Annotated in this window: 10 protein-coding genes; 4 read left to right on the forward strand and 6 right to left on the reverse strand. The window is 70.4% G+C overall.

All coding sequences use genetic code 11. From position 1 onward, the window contains the following. Positions 1-558: 558 nt before the first annotated feature. Positions 559-7524, forward strand: coding sequence for a type I polyketide synthase (locus EV657_RS04690; RefSeq protein WP_166673643.1), 6966 nt, complete (start codon positions 559-561; stop codon positions 7522-7524). A gap of 1 nt (position 7525) precedes the next feature. After that, complete coding sequence (locus EV657_RS04695) at positions 7526-8836, forward strand: aminotransferase class I/II-fold pyridoxal phosphate-dependent enzyme (RefSeq protein WP_134077279.1); 1311 nt, start codon at positions 7526-7528, stop codon at positions 8834-8836. Between the two features lie 7 nt (positions 8837-8843). Here EV657_RS04695 and EV657_RS04700 read toward each other — a convergent pair whose 3' ends face one another. Beyond that, on the reverse strand, positions 8844-9638 hold the full coding sequence (locus EV657_RS04700) for an SDR family NAD(P)-dependent oxidoreductase (RefSeq protein WP_134077280.1): 795 nt from the start codon (positions 9636-9638) through the stop codon (positions 8844-8846). Then, the gene (locus tag EV657_RS04705) at positions 9635-10756 is read right to left on the reverse strand and encodes a capsular biosynthesis protein (protein WP_166673644.1); all 1122 of its coding nucleotides are present in this window, start codon (positions 10754-10756) and stop codon (positions 9635-9637) included. The genes EV657_RS04700 and EV657_RS04705 overlap by 4 nt, the downstream gene beginning before the upstream one ends. A 110-nt stretch (positions 10757-10866) precedes the next feature. Between EV657_RS04705 and EV657_RS04710 the strand changes: the two genes are divergently transcribed. Beyond that, the gene (locus EV657_RS04710; RefSeq protein ID WP_166673645.1) at positions 10867-12150 is read left to right on the forward strand and encodes a capsule biosynthesis protein; all 1284 of its coding nucleotides are present in this window, start codon (positions 10867-10869) and stop codon (positions 12148-12150) included. Between the two features lie 57 nt (positions 12151-12207). Here the strand turns inward: EV657_RS04710 and EV657_RS04715 are convergent, their stop codons facing one another. Continuing rightward, positions 12208-16989, reverse strand: coding sequence for a PAS domain-containing protein (locus tag EV657_RS04715; RefSeq protein WP_166673646.1), 4782 nt, complete (start codon positions 16987-16989; stop codon positions 12208-12210). 771 nt (positions 16990-17760) lie between these two features. Between EV657_RS04715 and EV657_RS04720 the strand changes: the two genes are divergently transcribed. After that, positions 17761-18378, forward strand: a complete 618-nt coding sequence (locus tag EV657_RS04720) for an exopolysaccharide biosynthesis protein (protein WP_134077284.1) — start codon at positions 17761-17763, stop codon at positions 18376-18378. 65 nt (positions 18379-18443) lie between these two features. Here the strand turns inward: EV657_RS04720 and EV657_RS04725 are convergent, their stop codons facing one another. From EV657_RS04725 to EV657_RS04735, 3 genes are all read right to left on the reverse strand, one after another. Continuing rightward, positions 18444-18584: an entericidin A/B family lipoprotein gene (locus EV657_RS04725; RefSeq protein ID WP_075784054.1), complete on the reverse strand. Its 141-nt coding sequence runs from the start codon at positions 18582-18584 to the stop codon at positions 18444-18446. A 66-nt stretch (positions 18585-18650) separates the two neighbouring features. Then, positions 18651-20480: a histidine kinase dimerization/phosphoacceptor domain -containing protein gene (locus tag EV657_RS04730; RefSeq protein WP_134077285.1), complete on the reverse strand. Its 1830-nt coding sequence runs from the start codon at positions 20478-20480 to the stop codon at positions 18651-18653. Next, the gene (locus EV657_RS04735) at positions 20477-20980 is read right to left on the reverse strand and encodes an RNA polymerase sigma factor (protein WP_237399920.1); all 504 of its coding nucleotides are present in this window, start codon (positions 20978-20980) and stop codon (positions 20477-20479) included. Before EV657_RS04735 ends, EV657_RS04730 begins: the two co-directional genes overlap by 4 nt. Position 20981: the final 1 nt, after the last annotated feature.

Genomic DNA, 20981 nt, shown 5'->3' on the forward strand with positions numbered 1-20981 from the left:
ATGGCATTCCCGGCGCGGGGATGCAACGGGCACCGCCCTCCAGGCCCCCAATCTGCGACGCGGTGCGGCTGCAGGGATGCGCAAAGCCCGGCCGTGTACGAGACCGGCCGAAGGCGAGGCGCTTCTGGCGCGACCCCCGGTTTCGGCCCCCGGATTGCCTCTTCGACGACACTTGCGCCGGATCGACCGACCCGGCGAAAACCATGCCATCCGAACGGCGCAGGTCCGCAGCGCAGAAACCGGGCGCCACAGGCATTCCAAAACACGCACCGGGCCAGACCACGGTTGCAGGCTTTTTCATCTTCGAAACAATTAATTATGAACCGGGGCTCTTCCCGTCCGCGCCGCGACCGGCAGACGCGAACGGGGGCCAAACCGTGCCACACTGCCTTACTTTTGATCGGCATCGGCAGAGACCTGCTTCATCAATTGGCCAGGCGCGCTACAATCTTGAAGCGAAGTGACGTCTATGCGTTAACCTTGCCGTCGAAATACCCCTGCGCTATCCGAAGCTGCGAAAAGCGCATTTCAGTTCTTTCTTTGCCGGACCGGAGCCGAATGATCAGTCGCCACTCCATCGGATCTGAAATCGCCGACGACCGCGTTTCCTGCGTGACCGGCTATTCCGCGATCCTTCCCGGCGCGGACGGGATCGACGCGGTCTGGCAGGTGCTGAGCGAGGGCCGCTGCACGATCTCGGACATGCCCGGCGACCGCTGGAGCAAGGCACGCTGGATGTCGCCCGAGCCCGGGCTGGCCGGGCACAGCTATTCGCAGCGCGCCGGGATCGTCGCGACGGCCTTCGACTTCGACGCCGGATGCTTCGGCATCACCCCGCGCGAGGCCGAACAGATGGACCCGCAACAGCGCCTGCTGCTGGAGGTGACGGCGCGGGCCTTCGATCACGCCGGGATCGACCCCGCAGCGGTCGCGCCCGAGCGTGTGGGCGTCTTTATCGGCGCGGCCTCGCTCGATCATTCGACGACCATGCTGCAAGACCCCGACATGGCCGGGCCGCAATACATGCTGGGCAATACCGGCTCGATCATGGCCAACCGGATCTCGCATCTGTGGAACCTGCAGGGGCCCAGCTACATCGTCGACACCGCCTGTTCCTCGGGGCTGTTCGCGCTGGACCATGCCCGCCGGGCCATCGCCTCGGGGCAGATCGACACCGCCATCGTCGGCGGCGTCAACCTGCTTCTGTCGCCGATGCCCTTTGTCGGTTTCTCGCAGGCGGGCATGCTGTCGCCGCAGGGGCTGTGCCGGGCCTTTGCCAAGGGCGCCGACGGCTATGTGCGCAGCGAGGGCGCGGTGGCTTTCATTCTGGAACGGCTGACGACCGCGCAGGCCGCCGGGCGGCGGGTCCGGTCGGTGCTGGTGGCGACTGCGGTCAATTCCGCCGGACGGACCCCCGGCATCGCGCTGCCCTCGGCCGACCGGCAGGCCGCGCTGATCGAGGCGGCCCTGGCCGAGGCGGGCCATGATCCCGACGCGCTGGCCTTTGTCGAGGCGCATGGCACCGGCACCGCCGTCGGCGACCCGCGCGAGGCCGATGCCATCGGCCGGGTCTATGGCCGCCGCCGGGCACTGCCGCTGCCGATCGGGTCGGCCAAAAGCAATTTCGGCCATCTCGAACCCGCCTCGGGCCTTGTCGGGCTGCTGAAGGCGCAGATGGCGCTGGACCGCCAGACGATCCCCGCGACGCTGCATTGCGACGAACCGAACCCGGAAATCGACTTTGCCGGGCTCAACCTCGATGTCGCGCGCTCGGCCCGGGCGCTGCCGCCTGCGGACCGGCCCTGGCTGGCGGCGGTCAATTCCTTCGGTTTCGGCGGCGCCAACGCCCATGCGGTGATCCGCCAGCCCCGGCCCGACGAGAACGCCCCCGATGCCGATGCCGCGAGGCTGCCGCCCGTACTGCTTCTGTCCGCAGCCAGCGAGGCCGCACTGACCGACCTTGCCCGGTCCTGGCACGCGCTGGCCGAGGCGGCCCCGGCCGATCTGGGCGCGCGGATCGCCACCGCGAACTGGCGCCGCGCGCGCCACCGCCATCGCCTGTGCTTGCCTGCCGCGACCGCCGGTGCCCTGGCGGGCGGGCTGGCCGACTGGCTGGGCGACGCGCGGATGGGCGCGCCGGGCGCCAGCGCCGAAACGACGCTGCGGGACGCACCGTTGGCCTTCGTCTATGCCGGGAACGGCGCGATGTGGGCGGGCGCCGCCCGGACCCTTATGGAAACCGACGCCACCTTCCGCGGCGTCTTTTCCGAAATCGCGACGGACTTCGCGGCGCTCGGCATCCCCGGCCTTGCCGACACTCTGGCCGATCCCGATCTCGAGGCGCGGCTGGGCGAGGCCGAGGTGGCACAGCCTCTGACCTTCGCGATCCAGGTCGCGCTGACCGAGGCGCTGGCCGAGGCCGGGCTGCGGCCCGCCGCCGTTCTGGGCCATTCGATGGGCGAGGTCGCTGCGGCCATCGCCGCCGGACGGATCGCCCGCGACGACGGCATCCGCATCATCGCGCATCGCTCGCGCGCCTTCGAGCCCCTGCGCGGCAAGGGCGGCATGGCCGCCTTCGCCGCGCCCCGCGACCGGATCGAGGCGCTGATCGCCGACCATGGACTGGCGGCCGAGGTTTCGGCCGAGAACGCGCCCGAAAGCATCACCGTCAGCGGCACCGACGATGCGCTGAAGGCGCTGGCGCGCATCGCCCGCACCCACCGCATCGCGGGCCGCATCCTGCCGATTTCCTACCCCTATCACTCGGCTGCGGTGGAAACGCTGCGCCAGCCGCTGACCCGGGGGTTGTCGCGCATTGCGCCCCGGGACGGCAGCGTTCCGTTCTATTCGGGCTGGGACGGCACCCGCTATGACGCGCCGCTCGACGGGGTCTACTGGTGGCGCAACGCCCGCCTGCCGGTGGCCTTCCGCGAAGGCGTCCGGGCGATGGCCCGCGACGGCATCCGGGTCTTTCTGGAAATCTCGCCGCGCACGGTGCTGCGCACCTATCTGCGCGACACCCTGGCCGAGCTCGACTGCGAGACCCGGGTGCTGGAAAGCCTCGACAGTACCCGGTCCGAAGAGCGCGATGCGGGCAGCATCGCCCGCGCGGCGCTGGCGGCGGGCGGGGCGGTCGACCGCGCCCGCGTGCTGGGCTCCGAACGGCCGGTGGCCGACGGGCTGCCCGACTATCCCTTCGACCGCCAGACCTACCGGCTGGACAGCCCGGTCGCGGCCGACATCTTCCACCGCCGTCCGCAGCATCCCTTGCTTGGCGCCCGGCTGCGTCCCGACAGCGCCGAATGGGAGGGCGAGATCGCCCTGGCCCGCATCCCCTGGCTGGCCGATCACCGGGTCGGCGGCCGCGTGCTGCTGCCCGCCACCGCCATGGTCGAGATGTTCGCCCATGCCGGCTGCGAGATCCTGAAATCCGACGAGATCGAGTTGCGCGACGTCGAATTCCTGCGCCCTCTGGAACTGCCCGAAAAGGGCGCCGTGCCGGTCCGGCTGGTCCATGAACCCACGGCCCGGCGGATGCGGATCGAGGCGGGCGGTCCGCGCGCCTGGGCGCCGGTGGCCGTGGCCCGGCTGTTCGCCGCGACCGGCACCCGGCCCGCGCCGGTGACCGCGCCCGAGGCGATGGGCGAGGCCGGACCGCTTTACGACGGTCTCAGGGCGGCCGGGCTGGACTATGGACCGGCCTTCGCCCGGGTGACGGTGCTTGACCGCGACGGGGCGGCGGTGCGCACGGCGCTGGCCCCCCGCGACGCGGCGCCGGGCTTTCGCTTCGATCCGGCGCTGGCCGATGCGGGGCTGCATGGCGCGGTGCTGCTGCTTGAGGGCCGCGATGCCCGGCTGCGGGTGCCCGCCCGGATCGCCAAGGTGCGGGTCTGCGGACCGGGCCAGATCATTTGCGCCCGGCTGAGCCGCGCGGGCGGCTGGGACGAAAGCCTGGCCTTCAATATGGTGCTGGCCGATGCGACCGGCACCGCCCTGCTGGCCTTCGAGGGGCTCCGGCTGAGGCCGCTGCCCACCGGGGCGGCCGAGCCGCATGCCTATTGGGACGAACGGCTGGTGCCCCTTGCGGGAGGCGGCGCGGACGCGATCGCGGCCGCCGCCGAGGCGGCCTGCCGCCCGGATCAGACCCCCAGCGATGCCGATGTGCTGCGCGCGGCGCTTGGCAGCCGTCTGGCCTGGGACCGGGTCGCGACCGGCACCGACCCGGCCGATCCGCGCCATGACATGGCCCGGCACTGGCTGGCATCGACCGGCCACGGCGAGGGCGCGCCACAGATCGCGGCCGACTGCCCCTGGCCCCCGGCCGACGCGCTTCTGGCGCTGCTGCCCGAGGTGGCGCCCGGCGCCTCGGCCGAGCTGAAATCGGCGCTGGCCGCCGCCGCGGGCGAAGAGCGCCCCGCCGACCCGCTGCCGCTGGCCGCGCGGACGCTGGAAACCCTGCTGGAGGCCGCCGCGCCGCTCGGGCGGATCGCGCTGGCAGGTGCGCTCGATCTGGGTCTTGTCGCGGCGGCGCTGAGCGCGGGCGGTCACGTCACCGTGCTGGCAGAGGACAGCAACGCGCTCGACCGGTTGCGGGCGCGGCTCGACACAAGGCTGCCCTTGCGGTTTCTGGCGCTGACCGAGGCCCGCGCCGCCGATCTGGTGCTGGGCTGCTGCCTTGCGCAGAGCTTTGCCCAGCGCGAAAGCGCCGGGCGGCTTGCCGCGCTGGTGGCACCGGGCGGCACCCTGATCGCGGCCGAAGAGGCGCCCGATCTCTTCGCGCTGATGACGCTCAGGCATCGCGACGCCGACGCGCTCGACCGGCTGGACCGCGCCTTCCATGCCGCAGGGCTCGACACCGCCAGCGGCACCGCCCGGGGTTCCGAAGCGCTGCGGCTGATCCGCGCCACCCGCCCCGCCGCCCGCGCCAAGGCCCGGCCCGCGCTTGGCCTTACCGGCAGCGGCCCGCTGGCCGAGGCGCTGGCCGCGCTGCCGCCCGGCACCGATGCGCCGGTGGCCTTTCATTGCGCGGCGCTTGACGGCGACGACCCTCTGGCCGCCGCCCGGATCTTCCGCGATCTGCCCGAAACCGACGGCCCGCTTTGGGTCGCGGTCGGGGGCACCGACCGTTGGGAGGAACTGACCGGCTGGCGCCGGGTCGTCGCCAACGAAACCGGCCGCGACATCCGCCTGATCTGCGCGGACCCGGACGTCGCGCCGGAGCGGATCGCGGCGCTGGCCGCGACCTCGCCCGAAGCCGAGATCCGCGTGACCGCCGCGGGCGCCGCCGCGCCGCGCGTCGTGCCGGTGCGGCCGCTCGCCCCCGGGGCCGGCCCGCGCCGCCTGGTGGCCGAGCGCCGGGGCGTGGCGCTCGACGGTCTGGTCTGGGCCGGACTGCCCGACCGCCCGCTGCAGCCGACCGAGGTCGAGATCGAGGCGGTGGCCTCGGGGCTCAACTTCCGCGATGTGATGTGGGCCCAGGGCGTGCTGCCCCCCGAGGCGCTGGAGGCCGGGTTCTCGGGCCCCTGCCTTGGCATGGAATGCGCGGGCGTGGTGACCCGCGCGGGTGCCCGGGCCGGGCTGGCCCCCGGCGACCGGGTCATCGCGATGGCGCCCCATGCGATGGCCAACCGCGTGATCACCCGGGCCGAGGCGGTGATGCCGCTGCCCGAAACCGTCGATCTGGAAACCGCCGCCGGGCTGCCCGTGGTCTTCGTCACCGCCGATTACGCCCTGACCGAGGTGGCCCGGCTTGCCCCCGGCGAAACGGTTCTGGTGCATGGCGGCGCGGGCGGCGTCGGCCTTGCCGCGTTGCAGGTCGCCCGTAGGCTGGGCGCGCGGGTCTTCGCCACGGCCGGCAGCCCCGCCAAGCGGCGGCTGGTGACGGCGATGGGCGCCGAGGCCGTGTTCGACAGCCGCAGCCCCGGTTTCGAGGATGCGGTGATGGCCGCGACCGGCGGGCGCGGGGTCGATGTGGTGCTGAATTCGCTGGCGGGCGAGGCGATGGAACGCTCGCTGGCCTGCCTCGTGCCTTTCGGCCGCTTCGTCGAACTGGGCAAGCGCGATCTTTACGAAAACAACGTCATCGCGCTGCATGCCATGCGCAACAATATCGCCTTTCACGCCGTCGATGCCGACCAGCTGCTGCTGCACCGGCCCGATGCGGCGCGACGCACGCTTGAACGCCTGCGCGAGGCCTTCGCCGAGGGGGTCTATCAGCCGCTTCCGGTCACCGCCTTCCCGGCCGAGGATGTGGCAGAGGCGATCCGCACGATGCAGCGCGCGGCCCATGTCGGCAAGATCGTCCTGACCGCGCCGAAAGAGCGCGGAACCGCCCGGCCCGCGGCGGCCCCGATCCGGGGCGGCTGGCTGGTGGTGGGCGGCACCCGGGGCTTCGGGCTTGCCACCGCGCGCTGGCTGGCGGCACAGGGGGCCGAACATCTCTGGCTGATGAGCCGAAGCGGCCGGGTCGACCCCGGCACGCTCGACGGGCTCGGCACAGCGGCCGAGGCGCTGACCTGCGACGTGGCCGATGCCGCCGCGCTCGACGCCGCGCTGACGCAGATACGTGCCTCGGAGGTGCCGCTGCGCGGGGTGGTCCATGCCGCCGCGATCTTCGACGACGCGCTGCTGGCCGATCTCGACGAGACGCGGCTTTCGGCGGTTCTGAGGCCGAAGCTCGTCGGCGGGCAGACGCTCGACCGGCTGACGCGGACCGATGCGCTCGATCATTTCTGGGTCTTCAGTTCCATTGCGGCGCGCTTCGGCAACCCCGCTCAGGCGCCCTATGTGGCCGCCAACCGGGGGCTCGAAGGCCTGGCCCGGGCGCGGCGCGAGGCCGGTCTGCCGGGGCTTGCCATCGCCTGGGGGCCGATTGCCGATGCGGGCTATCTGGCCCGCGAAACCGGTCTGCGCGAGGCGCTGGCCAAGCGGCTTCCGCCGATGACGACAGAGGCCGCACTGGACCGGCTGGGTCGGGCTCTGGCCGCCGGGGCCTGCGGTCCGACCCTGACCGTCGCGCCGATGGACTGGTCGCGGATGGCCGGCACGCTGCCGGTGCTGGGCACGCCGCTGTTCGACCTGATCGACATCCGCGCCAGCGCCACCGGGCCCGGCACGTTCGACCTGGCCGCGCTGTTGCAGACCAAGGGACCGCAGGAGGCGCGCAAGCTCCTGACCCGGCTTCTGGTCGAGGAGGCGGCGCAGCTGATGCGCGCGGCGCCGGGCGATATCGACCCGCGCCAGCCGCTGGAGCTGATGGGCTTCGACAGCCTGATGGCGATCAATCTGAGGATGGCCGTCGAGGAACGGCTGGGCGTGACCGTGCCGGTCATGTCGATCGACGAGGGGCTGACGCTTGCCGGGCTCGTCAACCGGATCATCGAGGCCAGCGGCACCTCCGAGGCCGAGGCCGGGGACGCCATGGTCGAGGAAATGGCACGCCGCCATCTGGCCGACGGGACGCTCGACAAGGGCCAGCTCGACGAGATCCGCCAACGCGCCCAGGGCAGTTCGGGAGGCCGCTGAGATGACAGGCACACGCGACACGCTGAACCGTCTGCGCGCGCTTCATGCGGGAACGCCGCGCGCGGTCGCCGCGCCAACGGCGGCCAAGGCCGGGCCGGGCCGGGCCGATTTCACCACCCATCCGGCCTATCGTCAGGTCGCGGTGGCCCGCAGCGCGGCCGCCGCGCTCGATGTCGAAAACCCGTTCTTCCGCGAGACCGAAGCCGTCGACGGCACCCGGGTCCGCATCGGCGAGCGCTGGGTCGAGAATTTCTCGGGCTACGATTATCTTTCGATCAACGGCGATCCCAGACTCGCGGCAGCAGTCGGCGCGGCGGTGGCCGAATTCGGGGTCTCGGCCCGGGCCTCGCGGCTGGTCGGCGGCGATCTCAGCCTGCACCGGCGGCTGGAAACCGGGCTGGCCCGGTTTCTAGGCTCCGAGGCGGCGCTGGCGACGGTCTCGGGCCATGCCACCAACCTGGCTGCGATCCGCACCCTGACCGGCCCGGGCGATGTGGTCCTGGTCGACAGCTTTGCCCACAACTCGGTCTTCGAGGGGCTGCGCGCCTCTGGCGCCGATCATGTCTCGGTGCCCCATAACGACAGCGCCTGGCTGGAAGACTGGCTGTCGCGCAACCGCGAGCGCTATGACCGCGTGCTGATCGTGGTCGAGGGCCTCTACTCGATGGATGGCGACATTCCCGACCTGGCCGCGCTGGTCCGGATCAAGGACCGGTTCGAGGCCTGGCTGATGGTCGACGAGGCGCATTCGGTGGGCGTTCTGGGCGCCACGGGACGCGGCCTCTGCGAAGAGGCCGGGATCGCGCCCGGGCGGGTCGATCTGCTGATGGGCACGCTGTCGAAGACCTTCTGTTCCTGCGGCGGGTTCCTCGCCGGGTCGGAGGCCGCAATCGAGATCCTGCGCCATTCCGCGCCGGGCTTCGTCTATTCGGTGGGGTTGTCGGTGCCCAACACCGCCGCGGCGCTGACCGCGCTCGAGATCCTCGAGGCCGAACCCGAACGGGTGGCCCGGCTGAAGGCACGCTCGGCACGGTTTCTGGCGGCATCCGAAGCGGAGGGGCTCGATTGCGGGCTCGGCCGGGGCTTTGCGGTGGCGCCGCTGATTGTCGGCGACAGCCTGAAGGCGACGCTGGCCTCGAACCGGGTCTTCGAGGACGGGTTCCAGGCCTTTCCGATCATCGCGCCCGCCGTGCCCAACCAGAAGGCGCGGCTGCGCTTCTTCATCAATGCCGACCATTCCGAGGCCGCCATCGACGCCACCGTGGCCTCGGCCGCGGCCCGCATCCGGGAGGTCGGCGGTGCGCGCTTCTGAGCCCGGCCTAACCGCCCGCCGCCTCGTCGGGATCGGGCAGGATCTCGGCCCGGTAGCGGGCCATGATCCGGTCGGCCAGCGGCGCAGGCAGCCGTTCGCCCAGCCAGGCGCCGATAATCAGCGGCAGCGGAAAGGCGATGGTAGCCCGCCCGCGGTCAAGTCCGCGCGCCACGATCCGCGCCGCGCGCTCGGGCGGCATCAGCATCGGCGCGGGCCCCTTCTGGCGGTCGGTCATCGGCGTATCCATGAAACCCGGAATGACGGTGGTGACCCGGACCCCGCTGCCCGCAAGGCTGCGTCTCAGCGCGGTGGCATAGGCCTGCAGCCCGGCCTTGGTGGCACTGTAGGACAAGAGATCGCCATGCGGCGCGATCGCGGCCAGCGAGCCCACGATGGCAATCCGGCCCCGGCGCCGCGCGCCCATGGCGGGCAGCAGCGCCTGCACCGCATGGATCGTCGCGGTCAGGTTGACGGCGATCACCCGCTCGGCCTGGGCCGCGGGCTCGATACCGCCGCGATTGCCGGTCTTCACCCCGGCATTGGCAATCAGCAGATCGACCGGATGGGCCGCGTCGAACGCCTGCAGGCAGCGGGTCAGCGCGGCGGTCTCGGTCAGGGCCACGGCGGCGGTCTGAACCTCGGCGCCACGCGCGCGGGCGGCCTCGGCGGCCTCGGCCAGCCGCCCGGCGTCGCGCCCCATCAGCAGCATGTGGCGCCCCGGCGCGGCCAGTTCGGCGGCCAGCGCCCGGCCAAGCCCGCCGCTGGCCCCGGTCAGAACCACGGAACGGATCGGATCGGTCATTGCGGTCTCTCCCCGGCGATGAAGCGGGCCAGTGCCTCGGCGCCCCGGCGCGCATCGGGTCCGTCGAAGGCGCCCGGCACATGGTAATCATGGCGCAGAAACCGGCGGAACCGGTCGGCCTCGGCCGGATCGGGCCTTTCGGGCGCAGTCCAGAAGGCGTCGAGCCCGGCGCGGTGGCTCAGCCCCGGCAGGTCGTAGACGGCGCGGCCCAGCACCTTGACCGGCACGCCCTCCAGCAGCGCCGACAGCCCGACCGTGCTGTTGATGGTGACGATGCCCGCAAGCGCCGGGAAAAGCGCCTCGACCCGCCCGCCGGGGAAGACCGCGACGCGGTCGTCGATTCCGGCCTCCCGGGCCAGCCGTTCCGCGCGCCGGTCCCAGCGCCTGAGCCCGTTATCGAGCGGGTGTTCCTTGACCGCCAGCAGCGCATCGGAGGGCGCATGGGCCGCGAAAGAGGCCATGACCGCCGCCAGATCCTGATCCTGCGTCCGTCCGGTGCCGTGGTCGCGGATCTGGAAATCGGTATCGAGTTGCAAGGGCACCAGGAAGACCGGCCCGGCATGGGCCGCGATCCGCGCCAGCGCCGCCTCGGTCTGGCGGGCACGGGCGGGCGCGCGCACCGCCTTGAGGATCCAGCCGCGCCATTCGGCCCAGGGGCTGTCCAGCGCGTAATGCCGGTAGCGCGGATAGAAGACCGGCCCGAAAAGCACATTGGCCAGATGATAGGCCACATCGAAGGCGGCATAGCGCAGGAAGGACCCCGGCGCGGGCTCCGGCACCGGCAGATCGGGGCGTGTGTCTGTCGTGGCTGCGAACCGGGCCGGGATCGCAGAGCGGCCGCCGGTGCCCCAGGGCTCGACCGAGATCAGCCCGGGACGCAGATAGCCCTGCTCGATCACCCATGGCGTGATTCCGTCGGCAACCTTTGCCGCCGAAACAGCGTTGGCGTGATATTCACGTCCGTCGCCAAGCATCACGAGGTCCGTCAGGTTTTCGCCCCGGATGAGGTCGGCAAGGACCGCGCCGAAGCGCTCTGCCGACCCGCGATAGGCGATGTAGCGACCGCAGCCGGACGCCCAGTACAGGCGGTCGCCCGGTGCAAAGCCAACCCGCAGCACCTCTGCCCCCAAGCGGGCGCAGGCCGTTGCGACGTCACGAAAGAACGGCGACGAGGGTCCCTGCAGGAAAACGATCCTCCGGCCAGCCAGCGGAAAACGGGACAGAGACATTGACGGAGTTCCAAAGCCAGTTCGTCGCACGCAGAGGCCTTCTGCCGCACAAGCACGCGCAGGTTGTGGCACTCGATCCCGAGGCATGCAAGGGTCGCGTGTTCCTGATGCTGCAAGGCCACCCGTCCGGGTTCTGGCGCGATCTGGCCGCCGGGCTCGAGGCGGACGGCCACCGGGTGGTCAAGGTCAATTTCTGCCTCGCCGACCGGATCTTCTGGGGCCGCCGCCCGGCCATCGAGTTTCAGGGCGGGCTGAAGCGCTGGCGCCGCTTCGTCTTTCGCCTGATCGAACGCGAGGGCGTGACCGACATCCTTTATTACGCCGACCGCCTGCCCTATCACGCCATCGCGCTGGAACAGGGCCGCAGGCTGCGCCGCCGCTGCTGGGCGATCGAGTTCGGCTATCTGCGCCCCGACTGGCTGACGCTGGAGCCCGAGGGCATGGGCGCGCTCTCGACCTTTCCGAAGACCCGCAGCGAGATCGAGGCGCTGGCCGAGGGCGTTGAGGCGCCCGACATGCGCAACCTTTATCCCTTCGGCTTCGGGGTCGAGGCCTTCAACGAGGTCAGCTTTGCGCTGCTGCAAAGCTTCGGGCGGCCGTTCTACCCGCTGCACGTGTCCGACCGGCCGCACTGGCCGGTGATCGAATATCTCAGCTGGCTGCCCGGGCTGGTGCGCGGCCGCCACCGCGAACGCGCGGCCGTGGCCCTGACCGAACGGCTTGCCGCCGAGGGCACACCGTTCAACCTGGTCGCGATGCAGCTGGAGGTCGACTACCAGATCCGCGCCTCGTCAGATTATCCCGACCTGATCTCGTTCCTCGACGAGACCCTGCAATCCTTCGCCGCGACCGCGCCCGCGGACCGGCATCTGGTGGTCAAGCTGCATCCGCTGGACAGCGAGCTTGGGCGCTGGTTCTCGCGCATTCCGCGGCTGGCCCGGCGGCACGGCATCCCCGAGCGGGTGCATGTGATCCGCGGCGGCGATCTGGGGGCGCTGATCGGCGGCTCGCGCGGGGTGGTTCTCGTCAATTCGACGGTCGGCATCCATGCGCTGCGGATGGGCGTGCCGGTCTGCGCCATGGGCCGTGCGGTCTATGACCTGCCGGGCCTGACCCATCGCCGCGGGCTCGACCGGTTCTGGACCGCGCCCGACCCGGTCGACACCGACTATTTCCAGAGCTTCCAGCGGGCGCTGTCGACGATTCAGGTCAAGGGCTCGTTCTACAACCTTGAAGGCCGTGCCGCCGCCATCGCCGAGATGCGCCGCCGCCTCGCGGTCTAGCGGGCCGCGCCGCACGCCCGAGACAATGGCCCGGGCGCGTGCGAACCTGGCCGATCGTCAGGCCCGCTTTTCCGGATGCGCCAGAGCGTAGGCAAGAAAATCGTCCTCGGACATAGGCTTGGCGAAAAGATATCCCTGGAAGATGTTGCAGCCGATGCCGCGCAGGACTGTGGCCTGTTCGGCCGTTTCGACGCCTTCGACCACGGTGGCGATGCCCAGCGTCTCGGCGATTTCGATGATGGCGCGCACCAGATTGCGCGCGCGCATGTCGGTGGCCACCGGACGCACGATCCGCCGATCCACCTTCAGCGCCTGAGGCGCGATCTCCATCAATCCGATGATCGAGGCATGACCCGACCCGAAATCGTCGATCTCGATGTCGATCCCGGCCTCGCGGATCTGGGCGAGGTGGAAGCGGAACGCGTCGCTTTCCTCCTCGACAAGGATCGATTCCAAAAGCTCGAAGGTCACCTTGGTGCCGCTGCCGACCATCGAGCGCGCCAGCGACACCACATCCGGGTCGTGCATCCGGCCCGAGCTGACATTGAAGCTGATCTTGGGCAACACCAGCCCCTGCGCCCGCCAGCGTTCCAGCGCGCCGCGCGCCTTCTGCATCATGATCCGGTCGATCTCGGCCACGATCCGCAGCTGTTCGGCCACATGCATGAAGGCATCGGGTGCCAGCAAGCCCTTTTCGGGATGGCGCCAGCGCAACAACGTCTCGGCCCCCACCAGATGCCCGTCCTCGGCCGAGACTTGCGGCTGGAAGAAGGGCACGAATTCGTCGCGCTCCAGCGCCTCGTGCAATTCGGCGCCGATCTCGCGGTCGTTGAGGATGTTCCGGTGCAGGTCGGCGGTGAAGAACTCCATCCGGTTCCGCCCGCCCTCCTTGGCGCGGTAAAGTGCGGCATCGGCGAACAGCTGCAGCTCGGCCCCCATCGCGTCGATGTCTTCGGTATGGGCAATGCCGAAGCTGGCGCCAAACCGGCAAAGCCGCCCCTCATAGGTCAACGGGCGGGCCAGCGCGACCTGCACCCGTTCGACCACCTCGCGGGCGTTTTCGGCGCTCATGCCCGGCCCGAGCAGGATCGAGAATTCGTCGCCGCCGATGCGCGCCGCGAAATCGGCGGCGCGCAGGGCCCCGCGCAGCTCTTCGGCGACCCGGATCAGCACCCGGTCGCCCGCCTCGTGGCCCAGCGTGTCATTGACGTATTTAAAATGATCCAGATCGACCCGGATCAGCACCGCATCGCGGGGCCCGTCCCCGGTGCGCGCCGCCTCGATGCGGTCGGCGAGGACCTGGTCGTAGTAGCGGCGGTTCGGCAACCCGGTCAGCCCGTCATGCAGCGCCTGGCGTTCGTTTTCGGCCCGCATCGTCTCGGCCAGCTGATGCGCCTGGCGCAGTTCCGCCTCGCGCCGCACATCGGCGGTGACGTCATGCAGCGCCCCGGCCCAGACAATGGTGCCGTCGTCCTGGCGGCGGGGGGCCGCGGCCCCCGACAGCCAGACCTGCCCGCGTTCGGGGTGACGGATCCGGAACCGCTCGCTCCAGAGGCTGAGATCGCGGGCGCTTGCATCGGTGCTGTCGGCCACCCGCTGCAGATCCACCGGATCGACCCGCTTCATGACGTTGCGGTCCCGCGCCTCGATCTCGGCCCGGGTCAGGCCCATGATGTCTTCGAATTGCGGGCTGGTATAGGGAAAGTCGCTGCTGCCATCGGGCTTGCGACGGAATTCATAGAGTCCGACCGGGGCGATCAGGGCCACCGAGCGAAGCCGTTCGTGGGCCCGGCGCACCTCTTCCGCAGCCTCGGCGGCGCGGCGCTCGACGGCCAGTTTTTCGGTGATGTCGAAGACGTTGCCGAACCAGACAACGATCCCGCCCTCGCGACGGAACGGCAGCGACGCGACCAGTACCCACCGGAACTCGCCCTCGGGCATCCTGACCCGCAACCGCATCTCGAACGGGGTCAGCCCGCGCCGCGACTTCGAGATCGCCAGGCGCAGGTCCTGGATATGATCGGGATCGACCCGTCTGAGAAGCGCCTCTGAATCGGCCTCGATCTCGGCCCGGGTCAGGCCCATCAGCGCGGGCAGCTTGGCGCTGAAATAGGGCAGGTCGAATTGCCCGGCAGGCGTCACGCGAAAGACGAAAAGCGCGCCCGGCGCGTTGTCGGCAAGAGTGTTCAGCCGTTCGCCCGCCAGACGCGCGGCTTCGGCGGCCTCGGCGAGGCGGCGTTCGTTCTCCTTGACGTGGTCGATGCTGACGAGCGCTCCGGCGATCAGGTCGGGCTGGTCGGTCGCGCTGCGGTCGACCCGGCGTGCCACCGTCCGGTACCAGTGATAACTGCCATCGGCATGTTGCAGCCGGTGTTCGTGGGTATAGCCATCCGCGCGGTAGTCCAGCAGGTCGCGCATCCCCGCGACGGCCGAGTCGCTGTCTTCGGGATGGATCAGACCGCGCCAGCAGCGGTTTTCGGGCGGGAAGGCGTCGGGCGCGTAGCCCAGAAGCCCATAGGTGCCTTCCGGTATCCAGCCTTCGCCGGTGTCGGGGCAGACGACCCAATGGGCGATGCCGCTGCACAGCGCCGAGGTGCGCAGCATCTCTTCGCGGGTCTGCGATTCGGCCCGCGCGGCCTCGGCCTCTGCCAGCGCCTCGGAAAGCCGGGCCTCGTTCTGTTTCTGGCGGTCGGTGCAGGTATGGGCCCCCGCCAGCAGCGGCGGCAGCCCCTCGGCCCGGCGGTCGATCAGCCGCGCGACCGTCCGGTACCAGTGATAGGACCCGTCCTTGTGGCGGATGCGGTGATCGTAATCGTAAACCTCGGCCTCGCCCCGGATCACCGCGTCCATCGCGGTGGCGGTCGCCGGAAGGTCGTCGGGATGGATCAGGTCGCGCCAGCCCGCGTCGTCGGGCACGAAATCGCCCGGCTCGTAGCCCAGTTGCCGGAAGCCCTCGGCGGTCATCCAGGCCTCGCCGCGCTCGGCGCAGATCGACCAGGCGCCCATGTTGCCGCAGATCGCGGCGGTGCGCAGCATCTGTTCGCTGGCCCGGGCCTCCTTCCGGGCGATCTCGGCGGCAGCAAGCGCCTCGGCCAGCCGCGCCTCGTTGGCCTTGCTTGCCGTGATCTCGGTCAGGGTGCCGCAGACCATGTCGGGCAGGCCGGACCCCGCGCCGTCCAGCCAGCGCGCCTTGGACGCGACCCAGCACCAGCCGTCATCGCCGCGGCGCACCCGGAATTCGGCCGAGAACGCCTCGGTCTCGCGGCGGTAAAGCGCGTCGACGAGGCCCAGCGCCTCGCGCGCGTCGTCGGGATGGATCATGTCGCGAAATTCGGCCGACCCGATCCGGTGTCCCGGCGGATAGCCCAGCATCGCCGCCAGATGCGCATCGGCCCGCACCAGGCCCAGCGCGGGGATCGCATGCCAGGGGACGACATTGCTGTATTCGGTGGAAACCCTGAGGATCGTGGCCTGAAGATGAAGCTTGCCGCGCGCCGCCTCGGCCTCGTCGCGGGCCCGCCGCGCGGCCTCGAGTGCGCGGGCCAGATCCTGTTCATGGGTCTTGCGGGCGGTGATGTCCCGGCTGATGCCGCAGACCAGCGGCGGCAGGCCGACCTCGGCCAGCGGCACCAGCCGGGCGGTCGTTTCGTGCCAGCGCCAGCTGCCATCGGCGGTGCGCAACCGGGAATCGATGTGCAGAAGCTCGCTTTCCCCCGCCAGAAGTGCCTCCAGCGCGGCGCGCGCGGCCCCCGCATCGTCGGGGTGGATCACCTCGCGGAACCCGATCCGGCTGGTGTCGATGCTGCCCGGCCGATACCCCAGCGACCGGAAACAGGCATCGCTGAGCCAGTAGGTCCCGGTGGCCGGATCGAATGTCCAGTGCCCGAACCCCGCACCCTCGGTCGCGATCCGCATCAGGCCTTCGGTCTTGGCGGCCTCGGTGCGGGCGCGGCGCGCGTCGAAGAGGGCCTGCTGAAGCCTGGCCTCGTGGTCCTTGAAATGGGTCACATCCGACAGGCTGCCGCACAGGATCGTCCGCCGTCCCGGCGTGGCGACGATCCGGCGGGCGGTCGCCTCGACCCAGAGATAGCTGCCATCGCGATGGCGCAGGCGGCAGTCGATGCGCATGCTTTCGCTGCCGCCCCGGATCAGTTGCGCCGCCACCGCGCGCATTGCCGGGCGGTCCTCGGGATGCAGCCGCGCCCGCAGCCACGACGAGTCGAGGGCAACCTCGCCCGGCGCAAAGCCCAACAGCGCCGGGACCCCGTCCGCGACCCAGATCCGGCGCCGGGCGGGATCGAGATACCATTGCGCAAAGCCCGCCGCCTCGGCCGCGCGCTGCAAAACCTCATGGTGACGCGACATGCCTGGCGGAAGCCAGGCGGAAGCCTCGACGCCGGACCCGATCTCGCCCTGGCACGTCTCGGCGGCCCGCGGATCGGCACTGGCGCCGCAAAGCCCGACCGGTTCGGCCTGAACCAGTACGGCACCGGCGATCCCCGCAAGCCGGGTCAGCGAACAGTCGAGCAGCCGGTGGCGCCCGGTCCCGGTCAGGAACCCGCCCCGATAGCGGACCCGGGCGCGCGCCCCGTGCAAAAGCGTGGCGCGCGCGCCCTGCAGGCGCCGGGCGCAGCGCTCGGGCAGCAGCGCGCCGTCGCCCAGCCCGGCCCAGTCCGCCGATGCACGCTCAAGCAGCGTCGCGGCGGCAGAATTCGCCGCCAGAACCTTTCCATCGGACCCGGTGGCCCAGGCGGGTACGGCCAGCGCCGCCAGCAAATCGGCCAGCCGGGCACGGAGCGCCGCCGGCCCCACCGGGGCACCGGCGCGGCGCAAGGTCATGCGGGGATCGCGCTCCTTGCTCATGCGGCCTGCCACCGGCGCGGCCGGACGGGGCCGGGCCGGGCGAAGTCACCCGCTTGCGCACCGCGCGCGGTCCCGTCGGCGGTGAAATCGAGGCCCGAGGCCCGAGGCCCGAGACCGACGGGATCGGCCAGCATGACGGGCTTCCCGGGGCCCAGGTCCGCCGCTTCGGCGGAGAGGCCCGCGCAGGGGAGGTTGTGCCCCCCGCAGGCCGCGCGCCGATCGCGCGGACCAAACCGGCCCCGGGGGACGAGGCTGGAAGCGGCGGGCCGATGCCCCGGCAAAGCGGCTGCAAAGGTCGAGGCGATCCTTGGACAAGCCGAACCGGGCGCTCGCCCCGCGTCGCCCCCTTTCGGCGCTGTCCGAGGCACCAGGCCGGACCGGGCCGGCGCGCAGGGGTCCGGTACCGCGCAGCGCGGCGATCGGTCAACCGGAACGGAGCTTGGCATGGCACTCTCCAACGGCGTGACTCCGGTGCTTTCCCTTGCGTAATTCAGTCGTGCGACTCTGGCGTCGACGCCTAAATTTGCCGTTAAGCGGAACGGTGTCGTGCCGGTGTCGATCTCTGTTCAATATCAAGACTTTCGCTCAAAGACCGGTGATCTATGGCCTGGAACAGAAAAAGAACATCATGCCGCCCTCTTGGCGCCAGATCCGCTGCGGCGAACGAAACCGGCGCCACGGCGTTGTGAGACCGGGCCCGGTGCGACTCGCGGCCCGTCAAGCGCAACGACAAGCCGGGAGGTGCCCATGGCCCGAACCGAAGACTACACCCATGACGGGCTCAAAGCGCTGCGCGAGGCGCCGGTCTCGACGATCCTCGATGCGGTCGAGCAGACCGCGCGGGGCGACCGGGTGACGGTCCGCGGGCTGTTCGAGGCGCTGGGGTCGGTGTCTTTCCTGCCGCTGATGATGGCGCCCGCGCTGGCAGTGGTGTCGCCGCTGAGCGGGATCCCGGGGTTTTCCAGCCTCTGCGGTCTGGCAATCGCGCTGGTCGCCGGGCAGATGCTGATCGGCAAACGCCATCTCTGGGCGCCGGGCTGGCTGATGCGGCGCGAGATCCGGGCCGAACGGACCCGCAGCGCCGTCGACTGGCTGCGCCGCCCGGCGCGCTGGCTGGAATGGGCGGCGCGGCCGCGGCTGCGGTTTCTGGTGACGCCGCCGCTGGTCAAGATGCTGCAGGCGCTGTGCCTGCTGGCGGGACTGTCGATGCCGTTTCTGGAACTGGTGCCGTTCAGCTCGTCGCTGCTGGGGGCGGCGGTGGTGACCCTGTCGGTGGCCATGCTGGCGCGCGACGGCCTGCTGGCGCTGATCGGCCTCGCACCCTTCGTCGCGGCAGGGGCCGTGATCGCGGGTGTTCTGGGCTGAAACGCCGATCCGTTTCGAGACCGGGCGGAAAACGAAAAGGCGGGCCGAAGCCCGCCTTTCGCCAATCAGTTCTGAGCCTCGCGCGCCTCTTGCGAAATCGCGCCGCCAGCCTTCTCGATATCCTGGCCTGCGCCCTCGACGGTTTCGCAGGCAGCAACCCCGAGAAGCGCAGCCGCGGACAGGCAGAAAACAACGATACGGGTCATGGAACCTCCTGTTTCAATTACGGAATGATAACGCCTCTCATCCCGTTCGGGTTCCCTGCGATCGGCTTATTCTGCCGCTTCTTCGGTCTCGGGCTCCTCCTCTTCCTCGGCCGAGGCCGGCAGCGGCCGGAAAGTCAGATGCAACTCATAGCGGTCGGGGTCGGAATGAGCCTCGAATTCGGCATCGAGCTGCGTCGCGAAGGACGATATCAGCTGCCGCCCCATGCCCGAGCTTTCCGGATCGCCGGGCTCGGCCTTCGGTTCAGGGTCCTCGTTGCGGGAATTGACCACGCTCAGGCACACCCTGCCATCGTCAAGCGTCTGCAATGCCATGGTGATCCAGGCGGGCCCGCCCGAGGGCGGCGGCCGACAATACTTGACGGCGTTGATCGCGGCCTCGGTCGCCAGCAGCGACAGCGGCACCGACTGGTCGGGATTGACCTCGACCGGGCTGAACTGGGTGGCGATCTTGACGCTTTTGTCGGTGCCGTCGATATCGCCCACCACCACCAGCTGGCGGATGATGTCGTCAAGCAGACGGTCGGCGCGGACCATCGACAGCTTGCGCGCCATGTAGAGATAGCGGTGGATCGCGGCCAGCGCCATCACCCGGTCCTGCACCCGTTTCAGCAACCGCCGCGCCTCGGCGCTGTGGGCATTGCGGATCTGCATGTTCATGATCGAGGTGATGAGCTGGAGGTTGTTCTTGACCCGGTGATGGACCTCCTTCAGCAGGATCGTCTTCTCGGCCAGATCCTCTTCCAGCGCCCGGTCCTGTTCCGCAAGACGCCGTGTCATGCTGCGGAAGGCTTCGGCCACCACCTCAAGCTCGTGCGGGGCATGATCGAGCCGGGCATGGGCGAAGTCCGTATGGCCGCTGGCGTAAAGCCGCATCCAGCCTTGCAGCCGCTTGATATGCCGGATCACCAGCCGGTGGACCGCGAAATAGGCCACCACGATTCCCGCCCCCCACATCAGGATCGGGAAATACAGGGCCATGGTCCGGCCCGCCGTCGGCGCCAGGCTGTTGCGCCCGGGCGCCCAGCTGCCCATCACGAAGATGCGGTCGTCGATCACCGGAACCACGGCGAAATCGCGGATCTCTCCCAGCCGGTTCGTGCCGCGGAACGACTGCCGCCCCTCGGCCGCAAGCCGGTCGAGCGTGCTGTCGCGCGGCAGAACCTCTTCGAAGGACTCGGGCCTCGCGCTGTGCTCCAGCCGCCCGACGTCAGTGCCGTCCTCCCGCTTGGCCGCTTCGGCGGTCAGAAACTCGCCCTCGCGGTCGAAGACCAGCAGATCGACCTCGGCCCCGCCATCGTCCAGCGTGTAATAGGCCGCCGCATAGGGGATCGAGATCACCACAAAGCCACGCAGTTCGGAGGCCTCGTAGAGCGGTACGCTGACACGGACCACCCGCGCGCCCCGCAGCGCCACGCTCAGCCGGGTGTCGACGCGCGGCTGCGGATCGCGCAGCAGGTTCAGGAAATAGGATTCGTCGAGAATCCGCCGCCGCTCGCCGGTCGAGGAACAGGTGATCTGGCCCTCGGTATCGACGAAGCCCGCGAACAGGTAGGTCGGGCTGTCCTTGACCAGACGCGCCAGCACCGAGTCGCAGGAGACCCCCCCTCCCTCGAACAGCACATTCGCCGCCGCCACGGTGCGGGCGGCGCCGAACGCTTCCTGGATCAGCGCCTGGGTCCGCGAGGAGGCGCGCTGGGTCCGGTCCATCAGTGCCACCCCGGACAGCCGCTCGGTCTCGTGCAGAACATTCGAGGTCTGAGAGACAGAGATCAGCCCCAGCGGCAGCATGGCGACCGTCAGGGCGCCGATCAGCCAGAGCGCCAAGCTCTTGGTCAGGCGACGCGCAGAGATCCGCGCCTTGAGATTTTCGGTCATGCGAGCCGCTTGGACGACAGACCCGCCAGGGTCACCGGATCGGTCATCGACAGATCGTCGGTATCGTTCAGATGCATCAGCTCGGCCAGCCGCACCCGCGCCCGGTTCACCCGGCTCTTGATGGTGCCGACGGCGCAGCCGCAGGTGGCCGCCGCCTCCTCGTAGGAAAAGCCCTCGGCCCCCACCAGGATCAGCGCCTCGCGCTGTTCGTCGGTCAGCTTGGCGAAGGCGACCTTGAAATCCTCCATCGCCAGACGGCCGTCATGATGCGGCTTTTCCGACAGATGCGCGGCCAGCGCGCCATCCGGGTCCTCGACCTCGCGCCGTCGCTTGCGGTGCATCGAATAATAGGTGTTGCGCAGGATGGTGAACAGCCAGGCCCGCAGGTTGGTACCGACTTCGAACTTGTCGAAATTGGCCCAGGCCTTGACGATGGCGTCCTGTACCAGGTCATCGGCCGTGGCGGCGTTGCGGGTCAGGCTGAGCGCGAAGGCCCGCATC

Source organism: Rhodovulum visakhapatnamense (assembly GCF_004365965.1).
Lineage (GTDB): Bacteria > Pseudomonadota > Alphaproteobacteria > Rhodobacterales > Rhodobacteraceae > Rhodovulum > Rhodovulum visakhapatnamense.

What these genes read in the sequence shown, in the direction of transcription:
- EV657_RS04700 (WP_134077280.1), bottom strand. Translation starts at nt 9,638, where the DNA reads ATGACCGATCCGATCCGTTCCGTGGTTCTGACCGGGGCCAGCGGCGGG.
- EV657_RS04735 (WP_237399920.1), bottom strand. Translation starts at nt 20,980, where the DNA reads ATGCGGGCCTTCGCGCTCAGCCTGACCCGCAACGCCGCCACGGCCGAT.
- EV657_RS04720 (WP_134077284.1), top strand. Translation starts at nt 17,761, where the DNA reads ATGGCCCGAACCGAAGACTACACCCATGACGGGCTCAAAGCGCTGCGC.
- EV657_RS04730 (WP_134077285.1), bottom strand. Translation starts at nt 20,480, where the DNA reads ATGACCGAAAATCTCAAGGCGCGGATCTCTGCGCGTCGCCTGACCAAG.
- EV657_RS04690 (WP_166673643.1), top strand. Translation starts at nt 559, where the DNA reads ATGATCAGTCGCCACTCCATCGGATCTGAAATCGCCGACGACCGCGTT.
- EV657_RS04725 (WP_075784054.1), bottom strand. Translation starts at nt 18,584, where the DNA reads ATGACCCGTATCGTTGTTTTCTGCCTGTCCGCGGCTGCGCTTCTCGGG.
- EV657_RS04695 (WP_134077279.1), top strand. Translation starts at nt 7,526, where the DNA reads ATGACAGGCACACGCGACACGCTGAACCGTCTGCGCGCGCTTCATGCG.
- EV657_RS04715 (WP_166673646.1), bottom strand. Translation starts at nt 16,989, where the DNA reads ATGACCTTGCGCCGCGCCGGTGCCCCGGTGGGGCCGGCGGCGCTCCGT.